This window comes from Pseudomonas saliphila (genome assembly GCF_008638345.1).
Lineage (GTDB): Bacteria > Pseudomonadota > Gammaproteobacteria > Pseudomonadales > Pseudomonadaceae > Halopseudomonas > Halopseudomonas saliphila.
The window spans coordinates 164136-179116 of record NZ_VTVA01000007.1 but is presented as its reverse complement, the minus strand read 5'-3'; the positions used below and the strand labels follow the sequence as shown (position 1 = coordinate 179116).

The window sequence follows — 14981 nt, the reverse complement described above, 5'->3', positions numbered from 1 at the left end:
ACGGCACCCTTTTGCACCACAGCCCGGGTTATTGCTCTATCTAGCCCATTTCGGCATGCACTTTGAAATGGCATAACTTTTGCTGTCTTGTACCTCAGCGGGTGCGGGACACTCATTCCGCTCGAATTGAAGATCCGGGCCAGACGCCCGGACAAATGTTTCTTTGGAGGAAACCATGTCGAAAGCGATTCAACTGATCCAGGAATTTGACGTGAAGTGGGTCGATCTGCGCTTCACCGATACAAAGGGCAAGCAGCACCACGTAACCATGCCAGCCCGCGATGTAAAAGATGACTTCTTTGAAGAAGGCAAAATGTTCGACGGCTCCTCCATTGCAGGCTGGAAGGGAATCGAAGCTTCCGACATGATCCTGATGCCTGATGACGACACCTCGGTGCTCGACCCCTTTACTGAAGAGCCGACCCTGATCATCGTCTGCGACATCATTGAGCCTTCTACCATGCAGGGCTATGAGCGCGATCCGCGCAGCATTGCCCGGCGTGCCGAGGAATACCTGAAGTCCACCGGCATCGGCGACACTGTTTTCATCGGCCCCGAACCCGAGTTCTTCGTGTTTGACGAAGTGAAGTTCAAGTCCGACATTTCTGGCTCCATGTTCAAGATTTATTCCGAGCAGGCAAGCTGGAACACCGATGCTGACATCGAAACCGGTAACAAGGGCCACCGCCCCGCCGCCAAGGGCGGTTACTTCCCGGTTCCGCCGGTTGATCACGATCACGAGATCCGTACTGCCATGTGTAATGCCATGGAAGAAATGGGCCTGGTCATCGAAGTCCACCACCACGAAGTCGCCACCGCCGGCCAGAACGAAATCGGCGTGCAGTTCAATACGCTGGTAAAGAAGGCAGACGAAGTACAGACCCTGAAATACTGCGTGCATAACGTGGCAGACGCCTTTGGCAAGACCGCTACCTTTATGCCCAAGCCGCTGTATGGCGACAATGGCTCCGGCATGCACGTACACATCTCGATCTCCAAGGATGGCAAGAACACCTTCGCTGGCGAAGGCTACTCCGGCCTGTCTGATACTGCCCTGTTCTTCATCGGCGGCATCATCAAGCACGGTAAGGCTCTGAACGCCTTCACCAACCCCTCCACCAACTCCTACAAGCGTCTGGTTCCGGGCTTCGAGGCTCCGGTCATGCTGGCCTATTCGGCGCGCAACCGCTCGGCATCGATTCGCATTCCTTACGTGTCCAGCCCGAAGGCGCGCCGTATCGAAGCGCGCTTCCCCGATCCGGCGGCCAACCCTTACCTGGCCTTTGCCGCCCTGCTGATGGCTGGCCTGGACGGTGTTCAGAACAAGACTCACCCTGGCGACGCCGCCGACAAGAACCTGTATGACCTGCCGCCGGAAGAAGCGCAGCAGATCCCGCAGGTCTGCGGCAGCCTCAAGGAAGCACTCGAAGCGCTTAGCGGCGATCGCGAGTTCTTGACCAAGGGTGGCGTATTCACCGATGAGCTGATCGACGCTTTCATCGAGCTGAAAGCCGCAGAAGAACTGAAAGTTCGCACCTTCGTTCACCCGCTTGAGTACGACCTGTACTACAGCGTCTGATCGATTGGCGGTATGAAGAAGGGCGTCCGTTGGGACGCCCTTTTTTTTCGTCTGTCCGCAACTGAGACATAGCACCTTGCCAGCCCGGGCGCGGAGTGCAACTCTTAGTGTCTGAACAAACCCTAGGTACGCCCAAGGGCAATCCACAGGAGTGAAGCAGCATGTTTCGCATATCCATTCTGGCCAGCTTAACGCTGCTAGCGCTGTACGCGGGCAGCCTCTCGGCCCAGGTCTATTCCTGGACTGACGAAAACGGCAATCGCGTTTTTTCCGATCAGCCCCACCCGGATGCCGACAGCATCGATCTGGGCCCGATCAATACCATCGAGCCACCACCGCCATCCGCAATGGAATGGCAGAACGACCGTGACCGATCTTCCGCGTCCGGACAGCAAAAACAAACAGGCTACAAACGCCTGGCCATCACCTCCCCAGGCAATGATGAGGCGGTACGCGCCAACGACGGCTCGCTCAGTCTCACCGTGGAAACGGACCCGCCGTTGAGCGGTAATCATCTGCTACGCGCCGAAGTGGATGGCAAACCTGCCGGAGAGCCCGTTCCAGGCAACGGCAATGTCAGCCATCAGTTGCAGATTCAAGAGCTGGATCGGGGCAGTCACGCTATCACCGCTGTCGTGGTCAACGCCCGAGGTGACGTGATACAGCGCAGCAAGCCATTGCAGATACATATCCAGCGCACCTCACTGAATCAGCCGGGACGTAACTCCGCCAACCAGGCGCCCCGCGCTCCCGCAGCACCTCGCGCACCCAACGTACCCGCCCCCGGCGGCAACTGAACCCTCCGCACTACCAGTGTGCACCTGTTTGGTGCACACTTTCCCAAGGGTGCCCAGCGCCACGACATGATCGACTCGCTTGCGTCGATAAAGCACCCCGGGGTGCAGGGTTCTGGTGCGCGCTCGCCCGTTCAGACGAGATCACACCCACCCCGCAGCTCCATAAGTGTGCCCGCTTCAGCGGTGTGGTCTGAAATGTGGCCCGCAGCCCATCTTTGCTGCCCTCTTTTGTCGGGAACGCCCCTAGGTGGTTCGCTTCTTGCATTTATCTGGTCAAACCATGGGGACTGTTATGCTGCCAGACCGAATTCAGATTCTTGATAACCTCACCACTGCGGTCATATTGCTCGATGATCAACTGTGTCTTGGTTATCTGAACCCCGCAGCAGAAATGCTGCTAGAAGTGAGCGGTCAGCGGCTTCAGCAACAACCCATCGGGGACTTCTTCCATGACCGGGCCACGGCACTGGCGTCGCTGCATGATGCCCTGGATCAGATGCACGCCTTCACCAAACGGGAAGCCCACCTAAGCCTCAACAATGGCAACAGTCTGGTAGTGGACTACTCCGTGACGCCCCTTGCCGCGGCGGGTCACAACTGGATTCTGATGGAAGTGCATCCCCGGGACCGCTTACTGCGGATCACCAAGGAAGAAGCGCAGCTCGCCAAGCAGGAAGTCACCAAGGTGCTGGTGCGCGGACTTGCGCATGAGATCAAGAATCCGCTGGGGGGCATTCGTGGCGCAGCGCAGCTACTCGCCCGCGAGTTGCCCGACCAGTCACTGCGTGACTACACCGACGTCATCATCGAAGAAGCCGATCGCCTACGCAATCTGGTCGACCGCATGCTTGGCCCCTACCGACCACCGAATCTGCAGCCGCTGAACATCCACGAGATCACCGAGCGGGTTGCCCATCTGATACAAGCCGAAACCCATGGACGAATTGACCTGCAGCGAGACTACGATCCGAGCATTCCAGACCTCATGGGCGACCGCGAGCAGCTTATCCAGGCAGTGTTGAACATCGTACGCAACGCCATGCAGGCAATCACCGAGAATGGTCAGGCCGAACCGGGCCGCATCATCCTGCAGACCCGTGCGCTGCGACAGTTCACCATCGGCCACAAACGCCACCGGCTGGTCTGTCACCTGCGCGTAATCGATAACGGGCCGGGCATCCCCCCGGCACTGCTCGACAGTATTTTCTATCCCATGGTCAGCGGCCGCGCTGATGGCACAGGACTGGGCCTCTCCATCACGCAAAATATCATCAGCCAGCATCAGGGTCTGATCGAATGCGAGAGCTCACCCGGCCGTACCCAGTTCAACCTGTTTCTTCCGCTAGAACAACACCCCGGAGACTAATGCATGAGCCGAGCCGAAAACGTCTGGATTGTTGATGATGACCGCTCTATACGCTGGGTTCTGGACAAGGCCTTGCAGCAGGAAGGTATGGAGCCGGTGTGCTTCGACAGCGCTGACAGCGCCCTGGCTCGGCTGTCGCGCCAGCACCCGGACGTATTGATCAGCGATATTCGCATGCCCGGGACCAGCGGCCTGGATTTGCTGGCGCAAATACGCGACCAGCATCCCAAGGTGCCGGTGATTATCATGACCGCGCATTCCGATCTCGACAGTGCCGTGGCCTCTTACCAGGGCGGCGCATTCGAATATCTGCCCAAGCCCTTCGATGTCGACGAGGCCGTGGCTTTGGTACGCCGCGCCCTGGCGCATAGCCGCGAACAGCAAAGCGCTGCGCAGGACACCACGCAGATGCGCACCCCCGAAATCATTGGCGAAGCGCCAGCGATGCAGGAGGTATTTCGCGCCATAGGCCGTTTGTCGCACTCCAACATCACCGTGTTGATCAATGGCGAATCCGGTACCGGCAAGGAGCTGGTGGCCCATGCACTGCATCGGCACAGCCCACGGGCGCGCAACCCGTTCATCGCGCTGAACATGGCGGCAATTCCCAAGGATCTGATGGAGTCGGAGCTGTTCGGTCACGAGAAAGGTGCCTTTACCGGCGCCGCTGTGCAACGTCGTGGGCGCTTCGAGCAAGCGGATGGCGGCACGCTGTTTCTCGACGAAATCGGCGACATGCCAGCGGAAACCCAGACCCGGTTGTTGCGGGTACTGGCGGATGGCGAGTTCTACAGGGTCGGCGGTCACACGCCGATCAAGGTCGACGTGCGCATCATCGCCGCCACACACCAGAATCTGGAAGGTCTGGTGCAGACCGGGAACTTCCGCGAGGATCTATTCCACCGCCTGAACGTTATCCGCATCCATATTCCCAAGCTCGCCGAGCGCAGTCAGGACATTCCCACGCTAGCGCAGCACTTTCTGGCCCGCGCCGCGCAGGAACTGTCCGTGGAACCCAAGGTACTCACGGCCCAGACCCAGGAATACCTCAGCACCCTGCCCTGGCCGGGCAACGTCAGGCAGCTGGAAAACACCTGCCGCTGGATCACGGTCATGGCATCCAGCCGGGAAGTCCTGATCGAAGATCTGCCGCCGGAGATGCTTGCTCAGACCCACAACACGGCGGCCGACGATCATTGGGAGCACAACCTGCGCAACTGGGCCGATCAGGAACTGGCCCGGGGCGTGACCAACCTGCTGGACGCCGCGGTGCCGGCGTTCGAGCGGGTGATGATCGAAACCGCCCTGAAACACACCGCGGGTCGACGGCGTGACGCCGCGCAACTGCTCGGTTGGGGCCGCAATACGCTGACCCGCAAGATCAAGGAGCTGGGCATGAACAGCGAAGGGGCGGAGGACGAGGAGATGGAATAGCCACAGGCTGGAGGTTGGAAGCCAGCCAGATGGTCAATCTCGCTAGCTGCCAGCTTGCCGCTGCAGGGGGGTGACGCCTACACTGCGCTCCACTCCTCTGACTCGATACGCCAGCATGTTTCATATCGCCTTGCTTGAACCTGAAATCCCGCCCAATACCGGCAACATCATCCGCCTGTGCGCCAATACGGGCTGCACCCTGCATCTGATCGAGCCTCTAGGATTCGAGCTGGACGACAAGCGGCTGCGACGTGCAGGGCTCGACTATCACGAGTTTTCCGAGCTGAAGACCTACTCCGACCTTGCCAGCTGTCTCGCCCAGGTTCAGCCGCAGCGCGTGTTTGCCCTGAGCACAAAGGGCACGCGCAACTATGCCGATGTGCAGTTCAAACAAGGGGATATGTTTCTATTCGGTCCGGAGAGCCGCGGGCTGCCCGCCGCGTTCCGCGAGAGTCTGCCGGCAGATCAGGTGCTACGCATACCGATGCTGCCGGATAGTCGTAGCCTGAACCTGTCCAACAGTGCGGCGGTGCTGGTATTCGAGGCCTGGCGCCAGCAAGGTTTTGCTGGCGCCCTGACGTGAACAGGTTCACGCCGGCCGCTTAAAACGACTAGCGAACCTGCATGACCACCTTGCCCACCGCTCTGCGCGAGCTGAGCAATTCCAGCGCCTGTTCGAAGTCGCCCAACGGGAAACGCTCCGACACCAGCGGCTTCAACTTGCCTTCAGAATGCCAGGCGAACAGTTGCCGGAAGTTATCCAGGTTAGCCTGTGGCTCACGCGCGGCGAATGAACCCCAGAATACCCCGACGATTGACGAGCCCTTGAGCAGCGCCAGGTTGACCGGGAAATCGGGGATACGTCCACTGGCGAAACCGACGACCAGCAGACGGCCCTTCCAGTTGATCGAGCGCACCGCTTCATCAAACAGATCGCCGCCGACCGGATCGTAGATCACGTCCGCACCCTTGCCACCGGTAAGCTCCTTGACCGCGTCCTTGAGGCTGACTTCGCTGTAGTTGACCAAGTCGTCTGCGCCGGCATTGCGCGCAACTTCCAGCTTCTCCGCAGAGGAGGCCGCCGCAATGACCCGCGCGCCCATCGCCTTGCCTATCTCGACGGCGGCCAGCCCGACACCACCGGATGCGCCCAGCACCAGCAGCGTCTCGCCTGGTTTCAGCTCGCCACGCTGCCTCAGGGCATGCATGGAGGTGCCATAGGTCATGCTGAAGCCGGCTGCCGTGGTAAAGTCCATATCGTCGGGCATCGGCAGCACCTTGGTCGCATCGGCCGCGACCTTTTCGGCAAAGCTGCCGTACCCCGTCAGGCCCATCACGCGATCGCCGGGCTTGAGATGCTTCACATTGGCGCCCACGCTGGCCACCACCCCTGCGGCTTCGCCGCCGGGTGAGAACGGAAACGGCGGCTTGATCTGATACTTGCCCTGGATGATCAGCGTATCGGGGAAATTGACTCCTGCAGCGTGAATATCGATGACGACCTGATTATCGCCGGCGACCGGATCGGTGGTCTCTTCAAGAACCAGGCTGCTGGCCGGTCCGAACTCTTTGCATAATACGGCTTTCATGACATCTCCCCTGTGCGGTTTTTCAACAGTCTAGCGGCTTCGACGGCACCCTGGTCAATTACCATGTCTGTGGTTGATCAGCATGCATAAGACCGGCGGGCATAATGGTTTGGCGCTGCTGCCACGCTCGGATATGCTGTATCAAACCCAGCGGAGTAGTTGAAGTGAAAGGATTGCAGAAGGCATTGCTGGCATTGGCACTGACATGTAGCGTGGCGCTACCGGCCCAGGCGGCGACTGAAACGCCTGCCGCCTCCCCCTATGTGGATTTGAAGCCCTCGTTCATAGGCACCATCGGCCCCGGCCCCCGCCTGCAATACCTGAAGGTCGACGTGGCGCTACGTGCCAGCGACAACGCGGCGGTGTCACGTATCGAATATCACGACCCACTGATACGCAACACCCTGGTCACGCTCTTTGCCCGCCAGACCCCGGACGCGCTGGCCGGACTGGAAGGCAAGGAGCAGCTGCGCAGCGAAGCACTGCAAGCGGTCCAGCAGGTGCTGGAAGAAGAGGAAGGCCAGCCGCTGGTCACGGATCTGCTGTTCAATAATCTCATTACGCAGTGAGCTGGAAGTGCCGCATCTAATATCGCGCGTCAGTCGCCCACCGGCTGTCAGGGTGGCGCAAGACGCGGTGAACCCATCCATGGGGGCTTGACGAAAACATCCCTGTTTTCGACACTTGCGCCACCCTGACAGCCGGCGAGCTTGATCGAGCATCGGCGTGATGCAGAGAAATAAACCCGTTTGGGTTGTGCCTTCCGGAAACTAAAATGTTCATACGAAGCCAGGCGACAGGGCTGAGCCGACCCTGCGATCACAGGGATGTCATCGACGAGCTTACAGGGATGTACTTGCAGCGTGTCGGCGCGGCCCTGTCCCTCGCGGCAGCTGACCTCGGACTGTCACCAGAACCGGACTCGTCTACTTAGGGGCAGCGCGAGCCCGCCATTTCAGGACAGGCTCCGCCATTGAGAAGGCTGGCTAGCCGACGTTACTGGCTCAGGTAGGTCCTAACGAAAGTGTCAAAATCCACATCATCCGCCGCTTCCATTGCGGCCTGCTCGGTCAGGGATGCCTCCGCCTGACGGCGAAACGCATCCATGCTCTCGGCATCCAGCGGCCGCGCCATGAAATACTCGCGGTGCGCTTCCGATTGCGCCAGAGCGAAACGGAAGAAGCTGTTGCCGTGGCGCTCTATTTCTGTGAGCACCCGTGCAGACGGCGTCAGGTCCGGGTTGTGCAGCTTGTCACGCTGCTGCTTCAGGCTGTCACTGAAATCGGCGGTCGCATTCGTCTGATCGAGCAGCTGTGCGCAGGCAGCGATGTCATCGAGCAGGCTCAACCCCCAATCCTTGAGGGCAATATCCGTTCCGTTCTGATGGAGGCTCAAGCCTGGCTCCCGACCGCGCTTGACCGCCAGGTCAAAGTTCACGCCCGTTTCCTCACATTCGTCAGGCTCGAATTCCGGGCTGTCCTCCAGCGCGCAATACAACAGGAAGCTGTCAAGAAACCGCGCGGTGGCAGGCTCGACACCGAGCGGGGCAAAGGGGTCGATATCCATACAGCGCACTTCGATATATTCCACTCCGCGTGACGCCAGCGCGTGCACGGGCTTTTCCCCGCTGCGCGTGACCCGCTTGGGCCGGATCGGGCTGTAGAACTCGTTCTCGATTTGCAACAGATTGGTATTGAGCTGCTGCCAGTTGCCCTGCGCATCGTGGGTGCCCATTTCGGCGTACGGCGCGTAGGGCATGCTGATGGCTTGCTGCATGCTCTGAATGTACTGATCGAGCCCGTTATAGCAGATGTTCAGGCCGGACTGGGCATTGTTGTTATAGCCCAGATCGCTCATCCGCAGGCTGGTCGCGTACGGCAGGTACAGACTCTTCTCCCCCAGCCGCTGCAGCTTGTGATCGCGCCCCTGCAGGAAGCTCGCGCATACCGCCGGCGACGCACCAAAGAGATACATCAGCAACCAGGCATAGCGGCGGAAATTGCGAATCGTCGCCATATACCGCGCAGACTGATAGTCCTGCGCCGAGCGCTGGTCACCATCGTGCTGCTGCAACAACTGCCACACCTTGTCTGGCAGGGAGAAGTTGTAATGGATGCCGGCAATGCACTGCATGGCCTTGCCATAACGGATCGCCAGGCCGCGGCGGTAAACGTGTTTGAGCATGCCGATATTGGAGGTGCCATACCAGCCAATCGGAATGTCCTGATCGCGCTCCGGCAGCAGACAGGGCATGGACTGGATCCATAACCGCTCGTCCCCTAGCTGGCTGTAGGTGAAACGGTGAATCCGGTCCAGATTGTCAAACAAGCCTTCAATGCTGGTACACACGGGCGTGATCAGTTCTACCAGCGCTTCGGAGTAGTCCGTAGTGATCGTCGGGTGCGTCAGCGCCGAGCCGAGCGCCGTGGGATGCTGCGTCTGCGCCAGCACACCCCCTTCAGTGATGCGCAGGCTTTCTTTCTCGATACCATGCTTGAAGCCGAGCAATTGCTCACGGCGGGCCGACTGACCAAGAAATTCGAGATACTGGCTGAGCGTTGGTGACAAGGTTGTCACTCCTTGAGCGTAGAATTCGGTGACACAGTGCGCACCGGACGTTTATCAGTATAGAAGCGTTCAGATGCGCGCAAAGGTACCAAGACACTTGGCGACCAATGCGCCGTCCTGCCAGATTTCACCATCGACAATGATGGTGCGCGTGCCGGCATGCACCACTTTACCGGTGCATTCCAGCTCGCCAGCGACCACCGCGCGGGTGTAATTGATCTTGGCTTCGATGGTTGCGGTGCTCTCATGTGACTCCAGCACGCTGAATGCCGCTGCGCCCATAGCGGAATCCAGTAGGCTGAAAATCACGCCGCCATGTACCCGGTTGGTCGAGTTGAAATGGTGTTCCAGCACGGGCAAACGCAACACACAAATGCCTCGCTCGATCGAATGAAACTGGACTCCGAGCGATTGGGTGAACGCGCTCATGCGGCTCTCCATGATCTCGACCATCTTTGGATGTTCAGTCATATCAGTGCTTCTTCAAGTTTTTGGCATTGGCGAACAGGTTGGCAAACGTACCAGTCGCAGCGGGCTGAGCGCCAGTATTTGATGCGCCCTGCTTGGCTGTACCCCGCGAAGCAGAGCGTCCAGCGCGACGGTCGCCATTGCGTGGCCCAGCCGACGCGACATCGCCCGGTCCCGCAGCGCTGGGCTCGGCGTCCATACGCATACTAAGGCTGATACGCTGGCGTGGCACGTCGACCTCAAGTACTTTCACTTTGACGATATCGCCGGCCTTGACCACGTCACGCGGGTCCTTGACGAACTGGTTCGAGAGCATGGAAATATGCACCAGTCCGTCCTGATGCACGCCGATATCCACGAACGCGCCGAAATTGGCTACGTTGCTGACAACCCCTTCGAGCACCATGCCAGGCGTGAGGTCGCCGATCTTCTCAACGCCTTCCTGGAAGGCAGCGGCCTTGAATTCCGGACGTGGATCGCGGCCCGGCTTATCCAGCTCCATGAGGATGTCGTTGATGGTCGGAATACCGAAGTGCTCGTCGGTAAATTTGGCCGGTTCGAGCTTGCGTAGAAAGCCAGAGTCGCCGATCAAGCCGCGAATATCCCGGCCGGTTTCTCCGGCGATGCGCTCGACCAGTGGATACGCCTCGGGATGCACTGCAGAAGCATCCAGCGGATTGCTGCCACCCATGACGCGCAGAAAGCCGGCCGCCTGCTCAAAGGTCTTGGCGCCGAGGCGAGCAACCTTGAGCAGCTCGCGGCGACTGCCGAAGGCACCGTTGGCGTCGCGATAGTCCACAATGTTTTGCGCGATGGTCGGGTTCAGGCCCGATACGCGGGTAAGCAAGGGCATGGACGCCGTGTTCAGATCCACGCCAACGGCGTTTACGCAGTCTTCGACCACCGCGTTCAGGCTGCGCGCCAGCTTCAGCTGGGACACATCATGCTGGTACTGGCCAACCCCGATCGATTTGGGCTCAATCTTTACCAGTTCCGCCAGCGGGTCCTGCAGACGTCGGGCGATGGACACGGCGCCACGGTAGGTAACGTCCAGGTCAGGGAATTCCTTGGCGGCCAGTTCCGAGGCGGAATATACCGACGCGCCCGCTTCAGACACGGTGATTTTCTGCATTTTCAATTCAGGGCACAGCTTGAGCAGGTCACCGGCCAGCTTGTCGCTCTCTCGCGAGGCAGTGCCATTGCCGATGGCGATCAGATTCACGCCATGTGTCTTACACAGCGCAACCAATACAGCCAAGGACTGATCCCACTGGTTGCGGGGCGCATGGGGAAAGATGGTCGCCGTATCGACCAACTTACCGGTGGCCTCGACAACGGCGAGTTTGACGCCGGTGCGCAGGCCCGGATCCATCGCCAGGGTGACCTTGGGGCCGGCCGGGGCGGCCAGCAGCAGGTCTTTCAGATTGTTGGCAAACACGCGGATCGCTTCATCTTCTGCTGCTTCGCGCAGGTTACCCAGCAGCTCGGTCTCCACATGACCGGACAGCTTCACACGCCAGGTCCAGCGGACCACCTCAGCCAGCCATGTATCAGCCGGGCGGCCCCGATCAGTGATCCCGAACGCGTCGGCAATCATGCCTTCGCAGGGATGCGTGGCACTGGCCGGTGCATCCGGGTCGCCCAGCTGCAGGGAGATGCTCAATATGCCTTCGTTGCGCCCACGCAGAATGGCCAGTGCGCGATGAGAAGGCACGTTGCGATACGCTTCGTCATACTCGAAATAATCGCGGAACTTGGCACCCTCCTGCTCTTTCCCGGCAACCAACCGCGACGTCAGGCGACCGTCCTGGCGCACGGCCTGACGCAGACGCTCCAACAAGGCGGCGTCTTCGCTGAAGCGTTCCATAAGGATGTATTTAGCGCCATCGAGGGCGGCCTTGATGTCGGCAACACCCTTGTCTGCGTCGACGTACGCCGTCGCCAGCTGGGCGGGATCGTGCGTGGGATCGTCAAACAACTGGTCCGCCAAGGGCAAAAGCCCGGCTTCGATGGCGATCTGGCCCTTAGTGCGGCGCTTGACCTTATACGGTAGGTAAAGGTCTTCGAGGCGGGTCTTAGTATCGGCTTCGCGGATGTTCTGTTCCAGTTCCGCCGTCAGCTTGCCCTGTTCGGTAATGCTGGCGAGGATGCTCAGGCGCCGATCGTCCAGCTCACGAAGATAGCGCAGCCGCTCCTCCAGGAACCGTAGCTGGGTATCGTCAAGACTGCCGGTGACTTCTTTCCGATAGCGTGCGATAAACGGAACGCTTGCGCCTTCATCCAGAAGGGTTACGGTAGCGACCACCTGTTCGGGGCGAACTGCCAGCTCGCTGGCAATTCGTGAAGCAATACTTTCCATCGGCACGGGCACCCAGTTTTTTCAACGAGCCGCGAAGTATAACCGAGTCTCACGCCAAACGAGGAAACCCGCCGCTGCAACCACGGCCATCAAGGGCTAAGGTGTAGGAATAATTGCTGGCGCACGGTTTTGCGAACGCCACGCGATACATCCCTATAATACGTGCAGCTGGGAAATTATTTGTAACAAGGGTCAATGAGTAAACAGGGCGGCTTACGCCACAATGACGGCACATTCAACGGGTAGAGACGGCATGAATAGCGAAGGCGAAAAAATCCTGATTGTCGATGATGACGTACGGCTGCGGCGACTACTGGAGCGTTTTCTGACGGAGCAGGATTACCGCGTCCGCGCCGTCGAGAATACCGAACAGATGGACCGCTTGCTGGCCCGCGAGCTGTATTCGCTAATCGTTCTGGATCTGATGCTGCCCGGCGAGGATGGCATGACCGCGTGCAAACGGTTGCGCGATCAGGGCAACCGCACGCCAATCATCATGCTGACCGCCAAGGGTGACGAGACCAGCCGCATCGAAGGTCTGGAAATGGGCGCGGATGACTACCTGCCCAAGCCGTTCAATCCCAGGGAACTGGTCGCGCGCATCAAAGCCGTGTTGCGCCGTCAATCACCTCAGGTGCCAGGCGCCCCCAGCGCGGACGACAACGAAGTCACCTTCGGCGAGTTCGTTCTCAGCCTGGCGACCCGCGAGCTCAAGCGCGGTGACGAAGTCCATATGCTTACCACCGGGGAGTTCGCCGTACTCAAGGCATTGGTTCAACACCCGCGCGAACCCTTGACCCGCGACAAGCTGATGCAGCTGGCACGTGGCCGCGAATGGGACGCCCTGGAACGCTCGATCGACGTGCAGATTTCCCGCTTGCGCCGCATGCTTGAACCCGACCCGTCCAAGCCACGCTATATTCAGACGGTGTGGGGCGTGGGCTACGTATTCGTACCGGACGGCAAGTGAAGGGAGGACCCGGCTGGCATCCATTACTGCCGCGTAGTTTTTTTGCCCGAACGCTGTTGTTGGTGCTGGTGGTCACGCTGTTCTCCAAACTGCTGACCATCGTCTATCTGATGAGCAACGAAGACCTGCTGGTCGACCGCCAATACAGCCATGGCACCGCGATGCTGGTGCATGCCTATTGGGCCGCCAACCCGGAAGCGCGCGCTGATCTCGAGCGCATGACGGGCATGGGATTGGTGACGGAGGACAAAGTCCCGCCGGGTGAAATCCACTGGCCCTACTCCGGCATCTTCACCAACCAGGTGCGGGACGAACTTGGCGACCGCACTTTGGTGAGAGTTCGCACCCACGAAGAGCCGGCCATCTGGATTCATCAGGCCAACTACGGCGACTACTGGCTCAAAGTCCCGCTCTACGCCCATCCGCTACGGGGCCAACGCATCTGGTGGGTAGTGACCTGGCTGCTGTCGATCGGCGTATTGTCCACTGCCACTGCCTGGATCTTTGTTCGCCAGCTGAACAGACCCCTGAAAGTACTGGAGCTGGCCGCACGCCGAGTCGGACGCGGTCAGCGGATCCGTCTGCTGGATACCGGAGGACCGGCGGAAATCGCCGAGGTGTATCGCGCTTTCAACCAGATGGCCCACGACGTGGAACAGGCCAACCGTGACCGCACACTGCTGCTGGCTGGCGTATCGCATGATCTACGCACCCCGCTGACGCGCATGCGTTTGTCTACCGAGATGCTGTCGTCGAGCGATCCTGAACTCACGGAGGGCATGATCAGAGACATCGAAGACATGGACGCGATACTGGATCAGTTCATGGCCTTCATCCGCGATGGTAATGCGGAAAAAGTAGAGCCGGCGGATATCAATGAATTGATTCGCGAAGTGGTCGCGCCGCTCAATACCGGCGAGGAAAGAGTTCGCCTATGCCTTGAGCCCGTGCCCGCCACGCCGCTGCGACGGCTATCCATGAAGCGCGCCATAACCAATCTGATCGAAAATGCACTCAAGCATGGTGGCGCCGGCGTCGAAGTCTGCACCTATGAAACCCGCACCGGGACCCAGCGTTATCTGGTCATCGCCGTGCTGGACAGAGGGCCCGGCATCGAGCCAGCTGAATCGGAATCGCTATTTACGCCCTTCACCCGCGGAGACCGAGCGCGGTCCACCAAGGGAACCGGGCTAGGCCTGGCCATCGTCAAGCGCATCGCGGACACGCATGGCGCAACGGTACAGCTACTCAATCGCGGCGGCGGTGGCACCGAAGCCCGGTTCAGTCTTCCCGTTGCGGATTGATAAGTGAAATCTTTCGAGATTCAGGCGCGCAGCAATCCGGTATCGGCCAGCGCCTGTTCAACGGCCAGAAGATCCGGGATCAGCATGGTATTAGTATCTTCACCAACGCTCACCTCTTGCAGCACGAAATCACTGCCCTCGCCTCTGGTTTCTATCTCGCCGCGAATAACTTTGCGTGAACGGGGAATGGCCCAGATGCGCATGCCGATGAACTGCAGACCGGACCGGCCACCCAGCGCGTTAAGCACCAGCGTGCGTGGCTGTGCGGCGCTATCAGTTGACGACGCCTGCCCGAGCAGACGTTCCGGATCGATCAAGGGCACCAGCTGGTCGCGCCATGTCGTCCAGCCGAGAAACCATTCAGGCCCCTGCGTAGCCGGTTGGCTCAGGCGATAACCGACTAGCTCCGCCACTGCGACGTTGGGCAATAACAGCGGCTTCGTAGCCAGCGGTACGACCAGCCCATTCAAGCTTTCCAATGCGTCTGACGTTGCCATGTTGTCCTCTCGATTGTTCCGTGATCCCGGGCCTGTCGACCTTTGACCGC

At 59.7% G+C, this 14981-nt stretch carries 13 protein-coding genes; 8 read left to right on the top strand and 5 right to left on the bottom strand.

Features of this window, described 5'->3' with window-relative positions:
* Positions 1 to 175 precede the first annotated feature (175 nt).
* The 5 genes from glnA to trmL all read left to right on the top strand — a co-directional run bounded on the left by glnA (position 176) and on the right by trmL (position 5759).
* Positions 176 to 1579, top strand: a complete 1404-nt coding sequence (glnA, locus tag FHK95_RS10070; protein ID WP_150304474.1) for a glutamate--ammonia ligase — start codon at positions 176 to 178, stop codon at positions 1577 to 1579.
* A 161-nt stretch (positions 1580 to 1740) separates the two neighbouring features.
* Complete coding sequence (locus FHK95_RS10065; protein WP_150304473.1) at positions 1741 to 2376, top strand: DUF4124 domain-containing protein; 636 nt, start codon at positions 1741 to 1743, stop codon at positions 2374 to 2376.
* 292 nt (positions 2377 to 2668) lie between these two features.
* Positions 2669 to 3742, top strand: coding sequence for a nitrogen regulation protein NR(II) (gene glnL / locus FHK95_RS10060; RefSeq protein WP_150304472.1), 1074 nt, complete (start codon positions 2669 to 2671; stop codon positions 3740 to 3742).
* 3 nt (positions 3743 to 3745) lie between these two features.
* On the top strand, positions 3746 to 5176 hold the full coding sequence (ntrC, locus tag FHK95_RS10055; RefSeq protein WP_150304471.1) for a nitrogen regulation protein NR(I): 1431 nt from the start codon (positions 3746 to 3748) through the stop codon (positions 5174 to 5176).
* 115 nt (positions 5177 to 5291) lie between these two features.
* The gene (trmL, locus tag FHK95_RS10050) at positions 5292 to 5759 is read left to right on the top strand and encodes a tRNA (uridine(34)/cytosine(34)/5-carboxymethylaminomethyluridine(34)-2'-O)-methyltransferase TrmL (protein ID WP_150304470.1); all 468 of its coding nucleotides are present in this window, start codon (positions 5292 to 5294) and stop codon (positions 5757 to 5759) included.
* A 28-nt stretch (positions 5760 to 5787) separates the two neighbouring features.
* On the opposite strand, the gene FHK95_RS10045 is transcribed toward trmL, so the two are convergent.
* Positions 5788 to 6765, bottom strand: coding sequence for an NADPH:quinone oxidoreductase family protein (locus FHK95_RS10045; protein ID WP_150304469.1), 978 nt, complete (start codon positions 6763 to 6765; stop codon positions 5788 to 5790).
* A gap of 164 nt (positions 6766 to 6929) precedes the next feature.
* On the opposite strand from FHK95_RS10045, the gene FHK95_RS10040 reads away from it, so the two are divergent.
* Positions 6930 to 7334 (top strand): flagellar basal body-associated FliL family protein, encoded by a 405-nt coding sequence (locus FHK95_RS10040; RefSeq protein ID WP_235906760.1) that lies wholly within the window; start codon positions 6930 to 6932, stop codon positions 7332 to 7334.
* Between the two features lie 427 nt (positions 7335 to 7761).
* On the opposite strand, the gene gshA is transcribed toward FHK95_RS10040, so the two are convergent.
* From gshA to FHK95_RS10025, 3 genes are all read right to left on the bottom strand, one after another.
* Complete coding sequence (gene gshA / locus FHK95_RS10035) at positions 7762 to 9333, bottom strand: glutamate--cysteine ligase (protein WP_150304467.1); 1572 nt, start codon at positions 9331 to 9333, stop codon at positions 7762 to 7764.
* A gap of 69 nt (positions 9334 to 9402) precedes the next feature.
* Positions 9403 to 9804 (bottom strand): PaaI family thioesterase, encoded by a 402-nt coding sequence (locus FHK95_RS10030; RefSeq protein WP_150304466.1) that lies wholly within the window; start codon positions 9802 to 9804, stop codon positions 9403 to 9405.
* 1 nt (position 9805) lies between these two features.
* Positions 9806 to 12160, bottom strand: coding sequence for a Tex family protein (locus FHK95_RS10025; RefSeq protein WP_150304465.1), 2355 nt, complete (start codon positions 12158 to 12160; stop codon positions 9806 to 9808).
* Between the two features lie 253 nt (positions 12161 to 12413).
* On the opposite strand from FHK95_RS10025, the gene ompR reads away from it, so the two are divergent.
* Together ompR and FHK95_RS10015 are read left to right on the top strand one after the other, a co-directional pair.
* On the top strand, positions 12414 to 13130 hold the full coding sequence (ompR, locus tag FHK95_RS10020; RefSeq protein WP_150304464.1) for an osmolarity response regulator transcription factor OmpR: 717 nt from the start codon (positions 12414 to 12416) through the stop codon (positions 13128 to 13130).
* Complete coding sequence (locus FHK95_RS10015; RefSeq protein ID WP_235906759.1) at positions 13127 to 14434, top strand: ATP-binding protein; 1308 nt, start codon at positions 13127 to 13129, stop codon at positions 14432 to 14434. Before ompR ends, FHK95_RS10015 begins: the two co-directional genes overlap by 4 nt.
* 20 nt (positions 14435 to 14454) lie before the next feature.
* On the opposite strand, the gene FHK95_RS10010 is transcribed toward FHK95_RS10015, so the two are convergent.
* Positions 14455 to 14931, bottom strand: coding sequence for a chemotaxis protein CheW (locus FHK95_RS10010; RefSeq protein WP_150304463.1), 477 nt, complete (start codon positions 14929 to 14931; stop codon positions 14455 to 14457).
* Positions 14932 to 14981: the final 50 nt, after the last annotated feature.

What these genes read in the sequence shown, in the direction of transcription:
- glnA (WP_150304474.1), top strand. Translation starts at nt 176, where the DNA reads ATGTCGAAAGCGATTCAACTGATCCAGGAATTTGACGTGAAGTGGGTC.
- FHK95_RS10065 (WP_150304473.1), top strand. Translation starts at nt 1,741, where the DNA reads ATGTTTCGCATATCCATTCTGGCCAGCTTAACGCTGCTAGCGCTGTAC.
- glnL (WP_150304472.1), top strand. Translation starts at nt 2,669, where the DNA reads ATGCTGCCAGACCGAATTCAGATTCTTGATAACCTCACCACTGCGGTC.
- ntrC (WP_150304471.1), top strand. Translation starts at nt 3,746, where the DNA reads ATGAGCCGAGCCGAAAACGTCTGGATTGTTGATGATGACCGCTCTATA.
- trmL (WP_150304470.1), top strand. Translation starts at nt 5,292, where the DNA reads ATGTTTCATATCGCCTTGCTTGAACCTGAAATCCCGCCCAATACCGGC.
- FHK95_RS10045 (WP_150304469.1), bottom strand. Translation starts at nt 6,765, where the DNA reads ATGAAAGCCGTATTATGCAAAGAGTTCGGACCGGCCAGCAGCCTGGTT.
- FHK95_RS10030 (WP_150304466.1), bottom strand. Translation starts at nt 9,804, where the DNA reads ATGACTGAACATCCAAAGATGGTCGAGATCATGGAGAGCCGCATGAGC.
- FHK95_RS10025 (WP_150304465.1), bottom strand. Translation starts at nt 12,160, where the DNA reads ATGGAAAGTATTGCTTCACGAATTGCCAGCGAGCTGGCAGTTCGCCCC.
- ompR (WP_150304464.1), top strand. Translation starts at nt 12,414, where the DNA reads ATGAATAGCGAAGGCGAAAAAATCCTGATTGTCGATGATGACGTACGG.
- FHK95_RS10010 (WP_150304463.1), bottom strand. Translation starts at nt 14,931, where the DNA reads ATGGCAACGTCAGACGCATTGGAAAGCTTGAATGGGCTGGTCGTACCG.